Genomic DNA, 18875 nt, shown 5'->3' on the forward strand with positions numbered 1-18875 from the left:
CTCATGACCTTCCTTCCAGGGACACAACCTCGCAACACTTGCGCGAACAAGAGATGGCCGCCTCGGCGGGGGTGGAGACGAGAGCTTCACCGCCGTCCATGGGGCATGGTTGGCCTGGCCAGACGGGGAGCACACCACGCGGGTGCCCGGCTGAACAGAGGGGCCGTAGTGGAACGTACCCCGCTACCGGGGAGTAAACCAGCGGGTTGCTGGCAAATCGTGTCGGCGAATGCCCAACGAGACAGGAGATTACGCCGTCAGAGGCGGTCTACGGCGTACAGAATTTCGGTTCGACCGGGTCGACGCACGGGATGTTGCCGAACTCGGTCATGGTGAGCCTGGCCTTACCCCGCGTCAGATAGTCCAAGAACTGCGCGACCAGCGAATCACCGGCGATCGGACCGTGCGTGTAGGCGTACTCCACGCCCGTGAACCGGTAGGCACCGGACCGGATGGTCTCGGGCGTCGGGCTCACCCCGTCGATCGCGACCGCCCTGGTCTCCGCCCCGACCGCCGAGGTCTCCAGATATCCCACCGCGCCAGGGATTTTGGCAACAAACGTAGCCACTTCGTCGGTGACGTCGACCTCGCACTGCTCGCCGCCCGCGGCCATGCCGATGCAGCTGGTGTAGCGGAACACCTTGCGGTGGTCCTCGAGCAGCCGCGATTCCAGTGCCCGGCGAGTGCCCGAGCCCGCGGTCCGGTCGATCAGGACCACCGGCAGATCGGGACCGCCGATCTGGCTCCAGTTCTTGATGTTTCCCCGGTACAGGTCCCGGATCTGCTGGGTCGAGAGGTCTTTCAGGCCGACGCCCGGGTGCACGACCAACGAGAACGACCCACGTGCCAGCGGTAGCTCGGTGAGCGCCTCGAACGAGGTGCCCTTGGCGCCGTCGCCGATCGCGAGCAGGTCCGGGGTCGGACCCGCCTTGGTGATCGTGCGCAGACCGGGTTCGGTCCCGGCGAAATCGAAGCTGAATCGCGCTCCGGTGCAGGTCTTCTCGTAGTTGTGCGCGGCCTTGCGGATCATCGGGGCCATCGCGGTGGAACCGACGACGCGCAACTCACCCGCGGCGCAGTCGCGCGGCGGCGGATCACCGCGCAGCACGGTGGCCAGCAACTGCACCATCACCACCAGGGCGAGGAACACGCTCAGGCCGAGCAGCGCGGGCTCGCGGCCGGAGCGGCTGGTGGTCTCGACGAACCGGCCGCCCTTGAGGCCGCCCGCCTTGGTCACCACCTTCGCCGCGTTGACGTCCTGCGGATCGGGCGCCGGACCCGACAGCACCGCCAGCACCTTGTAGTGCTCGCCGCGCTCGAGCCGTTCGCTCGGCAGCACGATCCGCGCGGCATTGTCCGCGCCCACCGTGGAGGCCAGCTCGCGCAGGGCGTCGCTGAGCGCGGTGACCGACTGCCCGGTCCGAGTGACCCGCTCGGTGACCTCGAGCGCCCGGATCGTGTGGTGCGGGAACAGCAGTCGCGGGCTCTCCCCGGCGTAGTCGTCGGCCTCGATCACCGTGGAGCCGTAGTTCTCGATGCGGATCAGCACCACCGACACCGGCTCCGCCGCCGAGTTGCCCCCGGTGGCCCCGCTGTGGGGGTCGGCGAGCTGGATCCGGCTGGCGGGGGTGTTCATCTGCACGCGGTAGCCGAGGCGCTTGCGACCGACGAAGACGAACTCCCGCAGGAACGCGGCCGTCGCCACGAACAGACCGAGTGCCGACAGCACGATCTCGATCGGGAACTCGCCCATCGGCTCCCCTCCCCCACACCCCGGATACCTGTAACCGACTGTCTATCAGGTCGATCCGCCACCGCGGCGTCCGGCGCCGGTTGTTCGGCGAGTCTTCACCCGGTGGTCGTCGCGCACCAGCTCAGCAGCTCGTCGACCGCCCAGGTGTTGATCACCCGCTCGGCCGGAACGCCGTTGGCCAGCGCGCGCTCGCACCCGTACCCCTGCCACGCCAACTGGCCGGGGGCGTGGGCGTCGGTGTCGATACTGAAATGGCAGCCCATCTCCACGGCCAGGTCGATCAACCGCCCGGGCGGGTCACGGCGTTCGGGGCGGCTGTTGATCTCGACGGCGGTGCCGTACTTGCGGCAGGCCTCGAAGACGAGTTCGGCGTCGAAGCTGGACTCGGGGCGGGTGCCGCGACCGCCTTCGACGAGCCGGCCGGTGCAGTGGCCGAGGACGTCGACATTCGGGTTCGCCACGGCGTAGACCATGCGCTTGGTCATGGTGGCGCTGTCGTCGCGCAGATGTGAATGCACGCTGGCGACAACGATATCGAGGCGTTCCAACAGGTCGGCGCGCTGGTCGAGGGTGCCGTCGTCGAGGATGTCGACCTCGATGCCGGTGAGGATGCGAAACGGCGCCAGCTGCTCCTGGAGGCCGGCGATCACGTCGAGCTGGCGCAGCAGACGGTCGGCGGACAGACCGTTGGCGACCTTGAGCCGCGGCGAGTGATCGGTCAACGCACAGTATTCGTGGCCGAGCGCGGCGGCCACGCCCATCATCTCCGCGATCGGGCTACCGCCGTCGGACCAGTCCGAATGGGTGTGCAGGTCACCGCGCAGCAGGGTGCGCAGCGGATCACCGGCCGGGGCGATGGGGCGGGCGGCCCCGCGCAGCTCGGCCAGGTAGTCGGGAACCGCACCGGCGCAGGCCTGTTCGATGACGGCGGCGGTCTTGGGGCCGATGCCGGGCAGGTCCCGCCAGCTGTGCTCGCTCGCGCGGGTCGCCCGCTCGGACTCCGAGAGTTCGTCGACGATGTCGGCGGCACGGCGATACGCCTTCACCCGATGGGTCTCGGCGCGCGATCGCTCGAGCCAGAAACCGATCTCGCGCAGCGCCGCCACCGGGCCCGGACCCGCCGCCGACATCGGCGCTACCCGATCCGGCCGTACTTGAGGAAGGCGACACCATCGGCGTACACGCGACTGGTGATCACCCGGAAGCGTTCCGGCTCGGGCAGTTTCGCGCCACCGCCGAACAGCGGACGGCCGGTGCCGAGCACCACCGGATGCAGCTTGAGGAACACCTGGTCGATCTCGGGCAGCAGCGTCTGCGCCAGCTCACCGCCGCCGCACAGCCAGATTCCCAGCCCCGACTCCCGTTTGAGCTCGCGCACGGCGGCGATCGGGTCGGCGCTGATCAGCTCGACCCCGGGCGCCGGCGGCTCGGGCAGCGTCGTGGACACCACGAACTGGCGCAGGTGCTCGTAGGGGCTGGCGGTGCCGGTGCGCACCCCGAAGTCATGGGTCTTGCGGCCCATGATCACGGTGTCGAAGTAGACATTGCCCGCCGCGATGCCGCGTGCCTCGCGCACCTTGGTCGGCAGGGTCTCGGGATACTGCGAGATGATCGCGGGCCCGTGGTCGCCGCCCACCGGGAAGAAGTCCAGGGTCCCGTCCTCGGCGGCGATGAATCCGTCGATCGTCGATGCCACGAAATAGGTCAGCTTGCGCATAACGTCCTCCTGCACGGACCCGGTCCGATACGACCTGTCAGGAGAAACGGTAGCGTGCCCGGATCAGCGACGGCGAGGCTTCCGCTGACACTTCGGGCAGGAAAACGACGAGCGATTCATGAATTGTTCGCGGATCAGCAGCGCGCCACACCGGTCACACGGCTCGTTCGCACGGCCGTAAGCGGCCAGCGACCGGGAGAAATAGCCGGATTCGCCGTTCACGTTCACATACAGCGCGTCGAAGGAGGTACCGCCGACGGCCAGCGCCTCGTTCATGACCGCGCCGACGCCCTCGAGCAGCCGGCGCACCACCGGCCGGGTGAGCTCGGCGGCCACCCGGGTACCGTGCAGACCGGTCCGCCACAGCGCCTCGTCGGCGTAGATGTTGCCGATGCCCGACACCACGGTCTGATCGAGCAGCACCCGCTTGATCTCGGTGTTCTTGGCCCGGATCGCCGCGACCACGGCCTCGGCGTCGAAGCGCGGATCCAGCGGATCGCGGGCGATGTGGGCGACGGAGTCCGGGACCACGGTGCCGTCGACCTCGACGAGATCGGCCAGCGCCCAGCCGCCGAAGGTGCGCTGGTCGACGAACCGCAGCTCACTGCCGTCCCCGAGGACAGCGCGGATGTGGGCGTGCTTCTCGACCGGGGCGTCCGCGGGCTGCACGAGCATCTGCCCGCTCATGCCCAGATGGACGACCAAGGCGGTGTCCGGCTCGTCGAAGGTGAGCCACAGGTACTTGCCGCGGCGCTGCGCGCCCTCGATCTTCAGACCGGTGAGCCGGGCCGCCAGATCGGCGCCGCCCGCCACGTGCCTGCGCACGGCCCGGGGATGGGTGACGGTGACGGCATCGATCGCCCGGCCGACCGCGTGATCGGCCAAACCGCGCCGCACCACCTCGACTTCGGGCAGTTCGGGCACGGGTCAGGCTTCGTCGGAGGATTCGGCGGTGAGTGCCTTGTAGGCGGTGCCCGCGGCCTTCTGCTCGGCTTCCTTCTTGGAGCGGCCGACGCCCTGCCCGTACGGACGACCGGCGATCACCGTGGTCGCGGTGAACTCCTTGTTGTGGTCCGGGCCGGTGGAGGTGATCTCGTAATTGGGCACACCGAGGCCACGCTCGGCGGTGAGCTCCTGCAGGCTGGTCTTCCAGTCGAGGCCGGCGCCCATGCGGGGGCCGCGCTCGAGCAGTTCGGCGAACAGGCGCAACACGACGCCACGGGCCACCTCGATGCCGTGCTCGAGATGCACGGCGCCGAGCAGGGACTCCATGCCGTCGGCGAGGATGCTCGGCTTGTCACGGCCGCCGGTGAGCTCTTCGCCCTTGCCGAGCAGCAGGTACTGACCGAGTCCGCCGTCACCGAGACCACGCGCCACCTCGGCGAGCGCGTGCATGTTCACCACGCTGGCGCGCAGCTTCGCGAGCTCGCCCTCGGACTTCTCGGGGTGCTCGGTGTAGAGGCGCTCGGTGATGCTCAGACCGAGAACCGAGTCGCCGAGAAACTCGAGGCGCTCGTTGGTCGGCAAACCACCGTTCTCGTACGCGTACGACCGGTGCGTCAGCGCGAGGCGCAGAAGCTCCGGTCGTACGTCGACACCGAGTGCGGTGAGCAGGCTGGCGTGATCGGCCGAGCCCGCGGTGTCTTTGCTGGCTGTCACGAATCAGACAGCAGCAGTGACCTGGCGGCCCTTGTAGGTGCCGCAGGACGGGCACGCGATGTGCGGGAGGGTCTTCTCACCGCAGGCACGGTTCGGGCAGGTGACCAGGGTCGGCGCGACGGCCTTCCACTGGCTGCGCCGCGACCGGGTGTTGGAACGGGACATCCGGCGCTTGGGAACAGCCACGGCTACTTCTCCTCTGTGTTTTCGCTGGCCACGTGGGCATCGTTTGCCACGGGAGCGGATCGGTCTGGGGTGGTGGAACCCTCAGCGGGGTCGCCGGTGCCGGGCGCCTCTGCGGCGAAACTCGCCAACTTGGCCCAGCGAGGGTCCAGTATCTCATGCCCGTGATCAGGACCCGCAATCGCCATCCGCACACCGCACTCGGGGCACAGGCCCGCGCAGTCCGGGGTGCACAGCGGCTGCAGCGGAAGCTCCAGCCCGATGGCGTCGAGGATCACCGGCTCGAGGTCGATGAGGTCGTCTTCCATGCGGTAGACCTCGTCGTCCTCGGTCGTCTGCTCGGTGGTGCTGTCCGGATACGCGAACAGCTCCGTCAGACGAATCTCGACCTGGTCGTCGAACGGTTCCAGGCAGCGCGAGCACTCCCCCACCGTCGGCCCGGACGCCGTGCCGGTGACCAGCACACCCTCCGAGACGGCCTGCAACTGCAGGTCGAGTTCCACCGCGGCGTCGGCCGGGATGGCGATCAGATCCAGACCCAGCCGCTCATGGTCGGTGACGGTGCGACGCAGCTCCCGCATGGTCCCCGGCCGACGGCCGAGGCTGCGGACATCCAGCACGAAGCCCGCGTCGGACACAGGACCACTGGTCTTGTGCGGACGCGACGGCGAACCGGAAGCGGCGGGCATCACTGACTCACTTACTTCTGAGGGGATTTGGGCAACCACTCAACAGTACGGCAGGACCCCGTCGGAACTCAAAACGCGGGAGTGCGGTCAGCGCCGGTGCTCGGCGGCGTATTCCGGGTATTCGGCCGCCTGACCGCCGCGCATCTGCTGGCGACCGCGGGTGATCGTGCGCCGCGTGGTGCTCAGCGTCTCCTCCATCGCGGCGAGCCTGCCACCGAAATCGGCCATCTGCTCGTCGACGTAGTCGTCGCATTCGGCGCGGACCCGGTCGGCCTCGGCCTGGGCGTCGTCGATCAGGCGCGCCGACTCGGCGTGCGCGGCCCGCACGACCTCGGTCTGGGCGACCAGCCGGGCCTGCTCGGCCTTGCCGTCGGCGACCGAGCGCTCGTAGGAGTCCTTGCCCGCCTGGATGGCCCGGTCGGCGTCGATCTGGGCGCGGCTGGTGAGTTCGTCGTACTCGGCGTTGCCGTCGGCGATCACCTGCTCGGCCTCGGCCTGCGCGGTCGCGACCAGGCGATCGGCGTGCGTGGTGGCCTCGGCGACCATCCGGTCGGCGTGCGCCTTGGCGTCGGCGAGGATGCGGTCGGCCTCGGCGCGGGCGTTCTCGATGGTGGTACGCGCCTGGTCGTTGGCCGAGGTGATGGTGGTCTCGGCGCCGGTGCGGGCGTCGCCGACGATCTTGTCGCGATGATCGAGGACGTCCTGGGCGTCGTCGAGCTCACCGGGCAGGGCGTCGCGGACGTCGTCGAGCAGTTCGAGGACATCGCCGCGCGGCACGATGCAGCTGCGAGTCGGCGGGATGCCGCGCGCCTCTTCGACGATGGCGACCAGTTCGTCGAGTGCTTCGAATACGCGATACATGCTCACTACCCTCCTGCTTGCTCACGGCGAAACCACTACCGCCGTGGCCCAGTGTGCCCGTCGGCGGCGCGTGTTCCGAATGTCGTCGCGGTGTGTCGCGAGAGTGTCCTAGATCGCACAGATATCAAGTGGAGTGAATCCCTCCACTTCCGCTACCATCGGTAGGCACGACAACGCCGTCCGCCGGGAAGCACTGCACGTTTATTGCTGTTGTACTCCTCGACGCTCGTTCATTGCGATCGGAGTCGACCATGACCGTCCTCGAAACACCGAGACCTTCGGTGTCCCACGTCGCGGGCATGTTCACACCCTGGATCGGAACGTTCCCCGCCGTTCCCGCCGCTACACCCGCCCCCGCGGTGCGCCCGCAGGTCGACCGAACCCTCACCTACCTGCGCGGCGACCGTGCGCTCCCCCAGCTCATCCGCTTCGCCCTGGTCGGCGGCTCCAGCAATATCGCCTACGTGCTGCTGTTCTTCGCCATGCACGGCGTCGGCCCGCTGATCGCCAATGTCGCCGGCTCGGTGGTCAGCACCGTGATCGCCAACGAACTGCACCGCCAGCTCACCTTCCACGCCGCCGACCGGGTCACCTGGTTCACGGCGCAATGGGAAGGCGGCGGGCTGGCGCTGCTCGGTCTCGGCATCACGACGGCGGGCCTGGCCGCCCTCGGCGTGTGGGCGCCCGGCCTGGGTGACAGCGTGCAGGCACTCGCCGTCCTCGCCATCACCGCCGCGGTCGGCGGCATGCGGTTCCTGGCTCTGCGCGGCCTGGTCTTCTAGCCGCGACGCTCGGCCAGGCGGTCGAGCAGGCGCTTGTGCACCGCGGGCGGGAGCATGTCGCTGACGTCGCCACCGTAGGCCGCGACTTCCTTCACCAGGGAGCTGGACAGGAAGCTCAGCGACGGGTTGGTGGCGATGAAGAAGGTGTCGACACCGGCCAGCTTGTGGTTCATCTGGGCCATCTGGAGCTCGTAGCCGAAGTCGCCCGCGTCGCGCAGACCCTTGACGATCGCGCCGACGCCCTCCTGCTTGGCGAAGTCGACCAGCAGACCCTGCCAGGACGCCACGCGCACATTGGGCAGATGGGCGACCGACTCGCGCAGCAGTTCGATGCGCTCGTCGACGGTGAACATGCCCTGCTTCTTGGGGTTCACCATCACGGTGACGATCACCTCGTCGAACTGCGCGGCCGCGCGAGCGAACACGTCGAGGTGACCGTTGGTGACCGGGTCGAAGGAGCCGGGGCACAGTGCTGCAGCCATGGTTCAGACGCTAGCACCGAATTCGGCGAGCTCGATTCTGGTCTCCCCGTACTTGCGGATCTTCAGCGGCGCATAGCCTGCGGGCCAGGCAATTTCGGGTGAGCGGATGGACCGCTCGACGATCACCAGCGCGTCGGGCGCGAGCCAGCCGTTGGCCGCCAGCGCGGTGAGGTCGGCGATCACGTCCTCGGTGCTCACGTCGTACGGCGGGTCGGAGAAGATCACGTCGTAGGGACTCGGCGCGGCGTGCGCCAGCACCGAGCCGACCGTGCCCAGGCGCAGTTCCGCGCCGGGCAGGCCGAGTTCGGCGATATTGGCGCGCACGACCGCGGCCGCCTTGCGGTCGGCCTCGACGAGCAGGGCGTGGGCGGCGCCGCGCGAGAGCGCTTCCAGGCCGAGCGCGCCCGAACCGGCGTACAGGTCCACCACCCGCGCGCCGTCCAGATCCAGGCGCGCGTCGATCGCGCTGAACAGGGCCTCGCGGACCCGGTCCGAGGTGGGCCGGGTACCGGCGGGCGGCACCTTCAGCCGCCGCCCSCCCGCCGTGCCCGCGACGATGCGCGTCATTCCGACTCGCGCGCAGCCAGTTCCACCAGCAGATCGCCGCCCTCGACCTGCTGCACCTTGGCGGTCGCGATCCGGCCGACGATGCCGGCGCGCGGCGCGGTGATCGCCGCCTCCATCTTCATCGCCTCGATGGTGCCGACGGTATCGCCCGCGTGGATCTCGTCACCCTCCGACACCGCCAGCGTGACGACACCGGCGAACGGCGCCGCGATGTGGCCGGGGTTGTTCTTGTCGGCCTTCTCCGCGGCCGGCACCTCGGAGGCGATCGAGCGGTCCCGCACCGCGACCGGGCGCAGCTGCCCGTTCATGATGCACATGACCGTGCGCATGCCCTTCTCGTCCGGCTCGGAGATCGCCTCCAGCCCGATGAGCAGCGTGACGCCCTTCTCCAGCTGGACGCGGTGCTCCTCGCCGCGGCGCAGACCGTAGAAGAACTGGTTCTCCGACAGGCCGGTGGTGTCGCCGTACTTCTCCCGGTGCGCCTGGAACTCGGCGGTCGGGCCGGGGAACAGCAGGCGGTTGAGGGTGTCGCGACGCTCTTGGGAGGTGCCGTCGAGCCCGGCCTGGTCGGCCGCGGTCAGCGGGGTCTCCGGCTTGGGCTCGTTGCGCCCGGCCAGCGCCTTGCTGCGGAACGGCTCGGGCCAGCCACCGGCGGGCTCGCCGAGTTCGCCGCGCAGGAAGCCGATCACCGAGTCGGGGATGTCGTAGCGGCCCGGATCGGCGGCGAAGTCCTCGATGTCGACACCGGTGCCGACCAGCGCCAGCGCCAGGTCACCGACGACCTTCGACGACGGGGTCACCTTGATCAGGCGGCCCAGCAGCCGGTCGGCCGCGGCGTACTTGGCCTCGACCTCCTCGAACCGGTCGCCCAGGCCCAGCGCGATCGCCTGCTGGCGCAGGTTCGACAGCTGACCGCCCGGGATCTCGTGGGTGTACACGCGCCCGGTCGGCGCGGGCAGACCCGACTCGAACGGCGCGTAGACCTTGCGCAGCGCCTCCCAGTACGGCTCCAGATCGCACACGTTCTGCAGGTTCAGGCCGGTGTCGTGCTCGGTGTGCGCGGTGGCCGCGACGATGGCCGACAGCGCGGGCTGGGAGGTCGTGCCCGCCATCGCGGCCGAGGCACCGTCGACCGCGTCGGCGCCGGCCTGCCAGGCGGCCAGGTAGGTCGCCAGCTGACCGCCGGGGGTGTCGTGGGTGTGCACGTGCACCGGCAGATCGAAGTTGCCGCGCAGCGCGGTGACCAGCTTCGCCGCCGCGGGCGCGCGCAGCAGGCCCGCCATGTCCTTGATCGCGAGCACGTGCGCGCCCGCGTCGACGATCTGCTCGGCCAGCTTCAGGTAGTAGTCGAGGGTGTAGAGCGACTCGTTCGGGTCGAGCAGGTCGCCGGTGTAGCTGAGCGCGACTTCGGCGATGGCCGTGTTCGTTTCGCGCACGGCGTCGATGGCCGGGCGCATCTGGTCGACATTGTTGAGCGCGTCGAAGATGCGGAAGATGTCGATGCCGGTGGTCGCGGCCTCGGAGACGAACGCGCGGGTGACCTGTTCCGGGTACGGCGTGTAGCCGACGGTGTTGCGGCCGCGCAGCAGCATCTGCAGACAGATGTTGGGCACGGCCTCGCGCAGGGCGGCCAGCCGCTCCCACGGGTCCTCGTGCAGGAAGCGCAGCGCCACATCGTAGGTCGCGCCGCCCCACGCCTCGATCGAGAGCAGTTCCGGGGTCAGCCGGGCGACGTGCCCGGCGACACCGAGCAGGCCGTTGGTGCGCACCCGCGTCGCCAGCAGCGACTGGTGTGCGTCGCGGAAGGTGGTGTCGGTGACGCCGAGGGCCTTCTGCTCGCGCAGGGCGCGGGCGAAGCCCTCGGGGCCGAGGGCGAGCAGGCGCTGACGCGAGCCGTCCGGCGGCGGCAGCGTCAGGTCGACGGCGGGCAGCTTGTCGTACGGGTACACGGTGGTCGGGCGGTCGCCGTGCGGCTTGTTGACGGTGACGTCGGCCAGGTAGCTCAGGATCTTGGTGCCACGGTCGGCCGAGCCGCGCGAGGTCAGCAGCTCGGGCCGCTCGTCGATGAACGAGGTGGTGACCCGGCCCGCCTGGAAGTCGGGGTCGTCGAGCACCGAGAGCAGGAACGGGATGTTGGTCGTGACGCCACGGATGCGGAACTCGGCCAGCGCGCGCCGGGCACGGGCGGCCGCGGCGGGCAGGTCGCGGCCACGGCAGGTCAGCTTGACCAGCATCGAGTCGAAGTAGGCGCCGATCTCCGCGCCCAGGTTCGCGCCGCCGTCGAGACGGATGCCCGCGCCGCCGGGGGTGCGGTAGGCGGTGATGCGGCCGGTGTCGGGGCGGAAGCCGTTGGCCGGGTCCTCGGTGGTGATGCGGCACTGCAGCGCGGCGCCCCGGATCGACACCGTGTCCTGGCTCAGGCCCAGATCGGCCAGGGTCTCCCCGGCGGCGATCCGCAGCTGTGACTGCACCAGGTCGACGTCGGTGATCTCCTCGGTGACCGTGTGCTCGACCTGGATGCGCGGGTTCATCTCGATGAACACGTGCTTGCCGCGCTCGTCGAGCAGGAACTCCACGGTGCCCGCGTTGCTGTAACCGATCTGGCGGGCGAAGGCCACCGCGTCGGCGCAGATGCGTTCGCGCAGTGCGGGATCCAGGTTCGGCGCGGGCGCGAGCTCGATCACCTTCTGGTGGCGGCGCTGCAGCGAGCAGTCGCGCTCGAACAGGTGCATGACATTGCCGTGCTGGTCGGCCAGGATCTGCACCTCGATGTGGCGCGGATTCACCACGGCCTGCTCGAGGAACACGGTCGGGTCACCGAAGGCCGACTCGGCCTCGCGCGAGGCCGCCTCGATCGACTCGCGCAGTTGCTCGGGCGCGGCGACCCGGCGCATGCCGCGACCACCACCACCGGCGACGGCCTTGACGAAGATCGGGTACTCGAACTCCTGGGCGGCGGCCAGCAGGGCGTCGATATCAGCGGAGGGTTCGCTGGACTTCAGCACCGGCAGGCCGGCGGCCTTGGCGGCGGCGATGGCGGTGGCCTTGTTGCCCGCCATCTCCAGGACGGCGGCCGAGGGGCCGATGAACGTGATGCCCTCGCGCTCGCAGGCGGCCGCGAGGTCGGGGTTCTCCGACAGGAAGCCGTAGCCGGGGTAGATGGCGTCGGCGCCCGCGCTCTTGGCCGCGTCGATGATCGCCTCGATGGACAGGTACGCCCGGACCGGGTGCCCTTCCTCGCCGATCTGATACGACTCGGCCGCCTTCAGCCGATGGACGGAGTTGCGGTCCTCATGGGGGAACACCGCGACCGTTCCGATGCCGAGTTCGTATGCCGCGCGGAAGGCGCGAATGGCGATCTCACCACGATTGGCAACCAAGACTTTCGAGAACATTGGACCACGGTACCCGGACGCGACCGCAGGACCGTCACGCAAGGTGGCTTCGCAGCAATCTTCACATCGCACACCCGCCCACCTGCGAAGTTGCGTTCATCGGGCCGTCACATCTCACCGTGGCGGACGCCCGGCGGTGCGCCGCCGAAGCGCAGGTCACGCGGGCCACGCGCGCCGGGGTGGTCGCGACGGTACGCGCCGAGGCCCTATGCTGGGCGACGCAGCTGGTTCGCCTGCGCGGTGGAAGAGTCGGAGCCCCGACCTCCCGCGCCGGTGTCGAAGCCCGGGCACTGTGTGCCGGGTGAAGAGGGAACCCGGTGGGAATCCGGGACTGTCCCGCAGCGGTATGCAGGAACGACCGCCGTCATCAGCACTGGGCACGACGCCCGGGAAGCGACGGCCAGTAGGTCGGTCGATCACACGGCCGGTGCCCGCGAGTCCGAAGACCTGCCGACTGTGCCGGATACGCCGTATCCGGCGGCCACCGCCTCGTGGATCGGGCGCGCGGACCACCTGTGCCGGCCTGTCGTGTCTCGCGACGGGTCCCGGAGGTGTCTTCCTCGCCCGCGAAAGGCGTCGGCTCTCCCCGCACGACACTGGAGAATCTCCGTGACTGTTTCGCACTCTCCGTTCACCGCAACGGTTCTCGGCCTACCGCGGGTCGGCCCGCGCCGGGAACTCAAGCGCGCCATCGAGTCCTACTGGGCAGGTCGGCTCGACGCCGAGGACCTGCACGCCGTCGGCCGCATGCTGCGCACCGTGCAGTTCGCCGCGCTCCACGCGGCCGGCCTGGATTCGGTGCCCGTCGGCACCTTCTCCTACTACGACCAGATGCTCGACACCGCCGTCCTGCTCGGTGCGCTGCCGCATCGGGTGACCGACATCGCCGACCCGCTGGACCGCTATTTCGCGGCCGCACGCGGGACCGACACGGTCACGCCGCTGGAGATGACCAAGTGGTTCGACACCAACTACCACTACCTGGTGCCCGAGATCGACGCGGCCACCGTGTTCACGCTGCACCCGGACAAGCTGCTGACCGAACTCGCCGAGGCCATCGCGCTCGGCGTGCCAGCCCGGCCGGTGGTGATCGGCCCGCTGACCTTCCTGAAGCTCGCCAAGTCCGCCGACGGCGCGGCGCTGGACCGGCTGCCGGAACTGGTGCCGCTGTACCTGGACCTGCTGGCACGCCTGGCCGAGGCGGGCGCGCGGTGGGTGCAGATCGATGAGCCGGTGCTGGTCACCGACCTGACCGCGGCCGAGATCGGGCTCGTGCGCGAGACCTACACCGCGCTGTCGGCCGCGCCGGACCGGCCCGCGCTCCTGGTCGCCACCTACTTCGGGCACCCCGACGGCGCGCTGGCGGCAGTGGCGGACACCGGCATCGAGGGTGTCGCCCTCGATCTCACCGCGGGCATCGAGGTGTCCGCGATCGCCGCCGTCCCGGCGCTGGCGGGCAAGCTGCTGGTCGCCGGTGTCGTCGACGGCCGCAACATCTGGCGCACCGACCTCGACGCCGCGCTCGACACGCTCGGCGCCCTGGGCACCGGCGTGGCGGTCTCGACCTCGTGCTCCCTGCTGCATGTGCCGTACTCGCTGACCCCGGAGACCGGGCTCGACGACCGGCTTCGCTCGTGGCTGGCATTCGGCGCCGAAAAGGTCGGCGAGGTGCGGGTTCTCGCGACCGCCCTGGCCGAGGGCGCCGCCGCGGTCGGCGACGAGCTGGCCGCGGCGCGCGCCGCCGCCGAGACCAGGCGCACCGACCCGAGCCTGCACGACGACCGGGTCCGCGCCCGCCTGGCCGCCCTCGACGAGGACGACCTGACCCGCTCCCCCGCCGACGAGCGCAGGGCGGCGCAGCGCGCTCACCTCGACCTGCCGGTGCTGCCGACCACCACGATCGGCTCCTACCCGCAGACCTCGGCCATCCGCCTGGCCCGCGCCGCGCTGCGCACCGGCGAGATCGATGCGGCCGAATACGAGCGCCGGATGCGGGCCGAGATCGCCGACGTGATCGCCCTGCAGGAGAAGCTCGGCCTGGACGTGCTGGTGCACGGCGAGCCGGAACGCAACGACATGGTCCAGTACTTCGCCGAGCTCCTCGACGGCTTCGCCACCACCGAGGCGGGCTGGGTGCAGTCCTACGGCACCCGCTGTGTGCGCCCACCGATCCTGTTCGGCGACGTCGCGCGGCCCGCGCCGATGACGCTGTCGTGGATCGGCTACGCCCAGTCGCTGACCGCCAAGCCGGTCAAGGGCATGCTGACCGGTCCGGTGACGATCCTGGCGTGGTCGTTCGTCCGCGACGATCAGCCGCAGGCCGACTCGGCTCGCCAGGTCGCGCTGGCGATCCGGGACGAATTGGTGGATCTGGAGGCCCAAGGCGCCCGGATCATCCAGGTCGACGAGCCCGCCCTGCGCGAGCTGCTGCCGCTGCGCGCGGCCGATCAGCCCGCCTACCTGCGCTGGTCGGTGGACGCGTTCCGGCTGGCCACCGCCGGTGTCGCCGACACCACCCAGGTGCACACGCACCTGTGCTATTCGGAGTTCGGCGAGGTGATCTCGGCGATCGCGGGCCTGGACGCCGACGTCACCTCGATCGAGGCGGCCCGCTCGCACATGGAGGTTCTCGACGACCTGAACGCGGCCGGTTTCGCGCTCGGGGTCGGCCCCGGCGTCTACGACATCCACTCGCCCCGGGTGCCCTCGGTCGAGGAGATCACCGCCGCACTGTCGGCCGCGCTGGCGGCCGTACCGGCCGAACGACTCTGGGTGAACCCGGACTGCGGTCTCAAGACGCGTGGCCCGGTGGAGGTCGAGGCGTCGCTGCGCAACCTGGTGACGGCGGCCGCCGCGCTGCGCTGAACACAGCACCGCCCCGGACGGGTGATCCGTCCGGGGCGGTGGTGCCGGTCCGCGGCGTCGGCGATGCGGGGCCGACGCGGACCGGTTCAGTGACGCGTGGGCACCGGACGCTGGTCGACGCCGCGATACTCCGACAGCGGCCGGATCAGCGCGTTCGCGGCCGACTGCTCGGCGACGTGCGCGGTCCAGCCGGTGATCCGGCTCATCACGAAGATGGGCGTGAACATCTCGATGTCGAAGCCCATCAGGTAGTAGGCGGGCCCGGCGGGGAAGTCGAGATTCGGTGCGATACCGGTCTTCTCGGCCATGGCCGCGGCGAGCGCGTCGTACATCCGCACCCACCGCTGTCCGCCGGTGACCGCGGCCACCTCGTCGAGGGCGGCCTTCATCGTCGGCACCCGCGAGTCGCCGTTGCGGTAGACGCGGTGGCCGAAGCCCATCACCTTGCGCCGCGCGGCCAGCGTCTCGCCGACCCAGGCCGCGGCCCGAGCGGGGTCACCGATCTCGAGCATGGTGTGCATGACCGCCTCGTTGGCGCCGCCGTGCAGCCTGCCCTTCAACGCGCCGATGGCCGCGGTGATCGCGCTGTACAGGTCCGAGCCGGTGGAGGTCACCACCCGGGCGGCGAAGGTGGAGGCGTTGAAACCGTGCTCGGCGTAGAGGATCAGCGAGATCTCGAACGCCCGCACGATCCGCGGCGCGGGCACCTCGCCGAAGCACATGTACAGGAAGTTCTCGGCGAACCCGAGCTGGGAATGCGGGGCGATCGGGTCGAGCCCGCGCCGCCTGCGCATCGCGGCCGCGATCACCGTGGGCAGCAGCGCGGTCAATCGCAGTGCGGCGGCGAGTCTTTCCCGTTCGCCCACGCTCTCGGCGGCGGCGTCCTCGGTGCCGAGGTAGCTGACGACCGTGCGCACCACATCCATCGGATGACAGGTGTCGGGCATCTTCTCCACCAGCGCCAGCACCGACCGGTCGATCCGGCGCTGCGCGCGTTCGCGCTGGCACAGCTGTTGCAGCTGCCCGTCGTCGGGCAGCTCGCCGTGCCAGAGCAGGTAAACGACCTCCTCGAAGGTGCAGCGCGCGGCCAGATCCTGCACGGGATAGCCGCGGTAGGTCAGCGAGTTGGTCTCGGCGACCACCTTGGAGATGCTCGTCGTGTCGACCACCACCCCCGCCAGCCCCTTGGCGATGGGCCGCGGTGCCGTCTGTCCACTGGTCATGGTCACTCACCCACCGTGAAATCGAAGATGCCGGAGTCGAATTCGTTGTAGCGCTGGTAGCCCAGCAGTTCGTAGAGCCGCGACCGGTGCTGCATGCGACCCAGCAGCGCCGCTTGAGTACCGGCCGTGGCGATCTCGCGCAGGCCGTCCTCGATCGCGCCCATCGCCAGCCGCAGCGTGGTGACCGGGTAGATCACCGCGTTGTAGCCGAGATCGGTCAAGGTCGCGGCCGACAGCAGCGGGGTCTTGCCGAACTCGGTCATGTTGGCCAGCAGCGGGACATCCACGGCGGCCCGGAACCTCGCGAACTCGGCCTCCTCGACCAGCGCCTCGGTGAAGATCAGGTCGGCGCCCGCGTCGGCGTAGGCCTTGGCCCGCTCGATCGCCGCGTCGAGTCCCTCGATGGCGCGCGCGTCGGTGCGGGCACAGATCACGAAGCCGGGATCGCGGCGCACCGCGACGGCGGCCCGGATCCGGCGCACCATCGCCGCGGTCTCGACCACCGCCTTGCCGTCGAGATGACCGCACCGTTTCGGATTGACCTGATCCTCGAGGTGACAGCCGGCCAGGCCGGCGTCCTCGAGCAGGGCCACCGTGCGGGCGGCGTTCATCGGTTCGCCGAAGCCGGTGTCGGCGTCGACGAGGACCGGCAGTTCGGTGGCGCGCGCGATCTGGCGACCGCGTTCGACGACCTCGGTGAGCGTGGTCAGGCCGATGTCGGGCAGCGCCAGCTCGGCCGACACCACCGCACCGGAGACGTACACGCCGTCGAATCCGATCTCCTGGATCAGCGTGGCCACCAGCGGATTCACCGCGCCCGGCAACCGCTGCAACTGTCCGGAGGCCAGGCCGGCCCGGAACGCGGCGCGTTTGCGCGCCGGGCTGGTGTGCGCGGCGAGCAGTCCCGAAACATTCATCAGAACAGTCCTTCCCGCGCGGCGGGGAGCACCTCGAACAGGACCGGGTCGACCGCGAAGCTGAGCTGGTCCAGCTCGCCCGCGGCCAGCTCCGGGGTCCGCTGCGCGGCGTCGAGGAAGCGCTCCTGCTCGTCCGGCGCGACGACGCCGTCGGCGAGGACGCGGAACTTCTCGAGGTACTGCGCGCGGGCGAACGGCCGCGCGCCCAGCGGATGCGCGTCGGCCACCGCGAGCTCGTCGACGACGACGGTGCCGTCGTCGAGGGTGACCACGGCCCTGGCGCCGAAGGCCTTCTCCGCCGGGTCGGTCGCGTGATAGCGGCGCGTCCACTCCGGGTCTTCGACGGTGGAGATCTTGCGCCACAGCGCGATGGTGTCGGGCCTGCGCGCGCGCTCGGGTGCGTAAGAGCGCTCGTGATGCCAGGTGCCGTCCTGCAGGGCGACCGCGAAGATATAGGGCAGCGAGTGGTCGAGGGTCTCGCGGCTGGCGTGCGGGTCGAACTTCTGCGGGTCACCGGACCCGGTGCCGATCACGTAGTGGGTGTGATGGCTGGTGTGCAGCACGATCGAGGTGATGCGGGCGGTGTCGGCGATCCGCTCGCGCAGCCTGCGCGCCAGGTCGATCGGGGCCTGGCTCTGGTATTCGGCCGAGTGCTCCTTGGTGTAGCTGTCCAGGATCGCGCGCTTGGCCTCGCCGGGGCCCGGCAGCGGCACCCGGTATTCGGCGTCGGCGCCGCCGAGCAGCCAGGCGATGACGCCGTCGGCGCCCTCCCAGATCGGGGCGGGCGCGCCCTCCCCGCGCATCGCGCGGTCGACCGCCTCGACCGCCATCTTGCCCGCGAAGGCCGGCGCGTAGGCCTTCCAGCTGGAGATCTCGCCCTTGCGGGACTGCCGGGTCGCGGTGGTGGTGTGCAGCGCCTGGCCGACCGCCTGATAGATGGTCTCGGCGTCGAGACCGAGCAGCGTGCCGATGCCCGCCGCGGCCGACGGGCCGAGATGGGCGACATGGTCGATCTTGTGCTCGTGCAGGCAGATCGCGCGCACGAGGTCGATCTGGATCTCGTAGCCGGTCGCCAGGCCGCGGATCAGCTCGGCGCCGCTGCGCCCGGTGTGCTGGGCGACGGCCAGGATCGGCGGGATGTTGTCGCCGGGATGGGAGTACTCGGCGGCCAGGAAGGTGTCGTGGAAGTCGAGTTCGCGGACCGCGACACCGTTGGCCAGCGCCGCCCACTCCGGGGAAAAGCGCTGCGCGCCCGCCAGTCCGAACACGGTGGCGCCGTGTCGGCGTGCGCCCACGGGCAGCGGATGGGCGCTCGCCTGCGCTCTGGCCGTCCGCACCGGGCCGCGCAGGACCGAGGCCGCGGCCACCGCCGCGTTGTCGATGATCCGGTTGACGATCATGTCGGTGACCTCGCCTGACACCGGCACCGGGTCGGTGGCCACCTCCGCCACCAGCGTGGCCAGGTGCTGCGCGCGGGGGAACTCCTCGGCGGCGCCGACACTGCGAACGAGATGGGTTTTCACTGATCCTCCGATTCCAGCTGGTCGATCCCAGCCACAATTCGCACGCTACGCACCGCGAACCGCTCGGAGAACATGCTGAACAAGCGTATTTTTGTGTGCGACACTCGATGAATCAGCGAACATTGCGAAGGCTGGACGGTAAGGTCGGGGACGTGATATCCGATCGCCACGGACCCCGGATCCGACCTAACGGTCTCTTCGCACGTTACGCACCGGTAGTCACAGGTAAAATCCCTTGCAGGACTGGGCTTCTCCCCAG

At 70.1% G+C, this 18875-nt stretch carries 16 protein-coding genes and 1 riboswitch; of the genes, 2 read left to right on the forward strand and 14 right to left on the reverse strand.

Annotation, left to right across the window (positions count from 1 at the left end; all coding sequences use genetic code 11):
* Positions 1-268: 268 nt before the first annotated feature.
* The 8 genes from Q7X29_RS25620 to Q7X29_RS25655 all read right to left on the reverse strand — a co-directional run bounded on the left by Q7X29_RS25620 (position 269) and on the right by Q7X29_RS25655 (position 6862).
* On the reverse strand, positions 269-1753 hold the full coding sequence (locus Q7X29_RS25620) for a PstS family phosphate ABC transporter substrate-binding protein (protein WP_316575592.1): 1485 nt from the start codon (positions 1751-1753) through the stop codon (positions 269-271).
* A gap of 95 nt (positions 1754-1848) precedes the next feature.
* Positions 1849-2883 carry a PHP domain-containing protein gene (locus Q7X29_RS25625; RefSeq protein WP_316575593.1) on the reverse strand — a complete coding sequence of 345 codons (1035 nt, stop codon included), beginning with the start codon at positions 2881-2883 and terminating at the stop codon, positions 1849-1851.
* Between the two features lie 5 nt (positions 2884-2888).
* Positions 2889-3470 carry a dihydrofolate reductase family protein gene (locus Q7X29_RS25630; protein ID WP_316575594.1) on the reverse strand — a complete coding sequence of 194 codons (582 nt, stop codon included), beginning with the start codon at positions 3468-3470 and terminating at the stop codon, positions 2889-2891.
* A gap of 63 nt (positions 3471-3533) precedes the next feature.
* On the reverse strand, positions 3534-4394 hold the full coding sequence (gene mutM, locus Q7X29_RS25635; RefSeq protein ID WP_316575595.1) for a bifunctional DNA-formamidopyrimidine glycosylase/DNA-(apurinic or apyrimidinic site) lyase: 861 nt from the start codon (positions 4392-4394) through the stop codon (positions 3534-3536).
* A 3-nt stretch (positions 4395-4397) separates the two neighbouring features.
* Entirely contained in the window at positions 4398-5129 is a 732-nt protein-coding gene (rnc, locus tag Q7X29_RS25640) for a ribonuclease III (RefSeq protein WP_316575596.1), read from the reverse strand.
* 3 nt (positions 5130-5132) lie between these two features.
* Positions 5133-5315 (reverse strand): 50S ribosomal protein L32, encoded by a 183-nt coding sequence (rpmF, locus tag Q7X29_RS25645; protein WP_022565580.1) that lies wholly within the window; start codon positions 5313-5315, stop codon positions 5133-5135.
* A 2-nt stretch (positions 5316-5317) separates the two neighbouring features.
* Positions 5318-6001: a YceD family protein gene (locus Q7X29_RS25650; RefSeq protein WP_316575597.1), complete on the reverse strand. Its 684-nt coding sequence runs from the start codon at positions 5999-6001 to the stop codon at positions 5318-5320.
* A gap of 87 nt (positions 6002-6088) precedes the next feature.
* Positions 6089-6862, reverse strand: coding sequence for a DivIVA domain-containing protein (locus Q7X29_RS25655; RefSeq protein WP_316575598.1), 774 nt, complete (start codon positions 6860-6862; stop codon positions 6089-6091).
* A 251-nt stretch (positions 6863-7113) separates the two neighbouring features.
* On the opposite strand from Q7X29_RS25655, the gene Q7X29_RS25660 reads away from it, so the two are divergent.
* Positions 7114-7644 carry a GtrA family protein gene (locus tag Q7X29_RS25660; protein ID WP_316575599.1) on the forward strand — a complete coding sequence of 177 codons (531 nt, stop codon included), beginning with the start codon at positions 7114-7116 and terminating at the stop codon, positions 7642-7644.
* On the opposite strand, the gene coaD is transcribed toward Q7X29_RS25660, so the two are convergent.
* The 3 genes from coaD to Q7X29_RS25675 are packed head-to-tail and all read right to left on the reverse strand — an operon-like array spanning position 7641 to position 12088.
* Positions 7641-8126, reverse strand: coding sequence for a pantetheine-phosphate adenylyltransferase (gene coaD, locus Q7X29_RS25665; protein WP_218719257.1), 486 nt, complete (start codon positions 8124-8126; stop codon positions 7641-7643). The genes Q7X29_RS25660 and coaD overlap by 4 nt on opposite strands.
* Positions 8127-8129: 3 nt before the next feature.
* Positions 8130-8693 (reverse strand): 16S rRNA (guanine(966)-N(2))-methyltransferase RsmD, encoded by a 564-nt coding sequence (gene rsmD, locus Q7X29_RS25670; protein ID WP_316575600.1) that lies wholly within the window; start codon positions 8691-8693, stop codon positions 8130-8132.
* On the reverse strand, positions 8690-12088 hold the full coding sequence (locus tag Q7X29_RS25675) for a pyruvate carboxylase (RefSeq protein ID WP_218719255.1): 3399 nt from the start codon (positions 12086-12088) through the stop codon (positions 8690-8692). Before Q7X29_RS25675 ends, rsmD begins: the two co-directional genes overlap by 4 nt.
* A 260-nt stretch (positions 12089-12348) precedes the next feature.
* Positions 12349-12557, forward strand: a riboswitch (cobalamin riboswitch).
* 140 nt (positions 12558-12697) lie between these two features.
* Between Q7X29_RS25675 and metE the strand changes: the two genes are divergently transcribed.
* Positions 12698-14953, forward strand: a complete 2256-nt coding sequence (gene metE, locus Q7X29_RS25680; protein WP_316575601.1) for a 5-methyltetrahydropteroyltriglutamate--homocysteine S-methyltransferase — start codon at positions 12698-12700, stop codon at positions 14951-14953.
* 86 nt (positions 14954-15039) lie between these two features.
* Here metE and Q7X29_RS25685 read toward each other — a convergent pair whose 3' ends face one another.
* The 3 genes from Q7X29_RS25685 to Q7X29_RS25695 are packed head-to-tail and all read right to left on the reverse strand — an operon-like array spanning position 15040 to position 18616.
* Positions 15040-16176 (reverse strand): bifunctional 2-methylcitrate synthase/citrate synthase, encoded by a 1137-nt coding sequence (locus Q7X29_RS25685; protein WP_316575602.1) that lies wholly within the window; start codon positions 16174-16176, stop codon positions 15040-15042.
* A gap of 2 nt (positions 16177-16178) precedes the next feature.
* On the reverse strand, positions 16179-17093 hold the full coding sequence (gene prpB / locus Q7X29_RS25690; RefSeq protein WP_218719252.1) for a methylisocitrate lyase: 915 nt from the start codon (positions 17091-17093) through the stop codon (positions 16179-16181).
* Positions 17093-18616, reverse strand: coding sequence for an MmgE/PrpD family protein (locus Q7X29_RS25695; RefSeq protein WP_218719251.1), 1524 nt, complete (start codon positions 18614-18616; stop codon positions 17093-17095). The genes prpB and Q7X29_RS25695 overlap by 1 nt, the downstream gene beginning before the upstream one ends.
* Between the last annotated feature and the right edge of the window lie 259 nt (positions 18617-18875).

This window comes from Nocardia canadensis (assembly GCF_032656385.1).
GTDB classification, from domain to species: domain Bacteria; phylum Actinomycetota; class Actinomycetes; order Mycobacteriales; family Mycobacteriaceae; genus Nocardia; species Nocardia canadensis.

Bases quoted from the DNA above. Each gene is read 5' to 3' on its own strand.
- Q7X29_RS25620 (WP_316575592.1), bottom strand. From the start codon at position 1,753: ATGGGCGAGTTCCCGATCGAGATCGTGCTGTCGGCACTCGGTCTGTTC.
- Q7X29_RS25625 (WP_316575593.1), bottom strand. From the start codon at position 2,883: ATGTCGGCGGCGGGTCCGGGCCCGGTGGCGGCGCTGCGCGAGATCGGT.
- Q7X29_RS25630 (WP_316575594.1), bottom strand. From the start codon at position 3,470: ATGCGCAAGCTGACCTATTTCGTGGCATCGACGATCGACGGATTCATC.
- Q7X29_RS25650 (WP_316575597.1), bottom strand. From the start codon at position 6,001: ATGCCCGCCGCTTCCGGTTCGCCGTCGCGTCCGCACAAGACCAGTGGT.
- Q7X29_RS25655 (WP_316575598.1), bottom strand. From the start codon at position 6,862: ATGTATCGCGTATTCGAAGCACTCGACGAACTGGTCGCCATCGTCGAA.
- Q7X29_RS25660 (WP_316575599.1), top strand. From the start codon at position 7,114: ATGACCGTCCTCGAAACACCGAGACCTTCGGTGTCCCACGTCGCGGGC.
- coaD (WP_218719257.1), bottom strand. From the start codon at position 8,126: ATGGCTGCAGCACTGTGCCCCGGCTCCTTCGACCCGGTCACCAACGGT.
- Q7X29_RS25675 (WP_218719255.1), bottom strand. From the start codon at position 12,088: ATGTTCTCGAAAGTCTTGGTTGCCAATCGTGGTGAGATCGCCATTCGC.
- Q7X29_RS25685 (WP_316575602.1), bottom strand. From the start codon at position 16,176: ATGACCAGTGGACAGACGGCACCGCGGCCCATCGCCAAGGGGCTGGCG.
- prpB (WP_218719252.1), bottom strand. From the start codon at position 17,093: ATGAATGTTTCGGGACTGCTCGCCGCGCACACCAGCCCGGCGCGCAAA.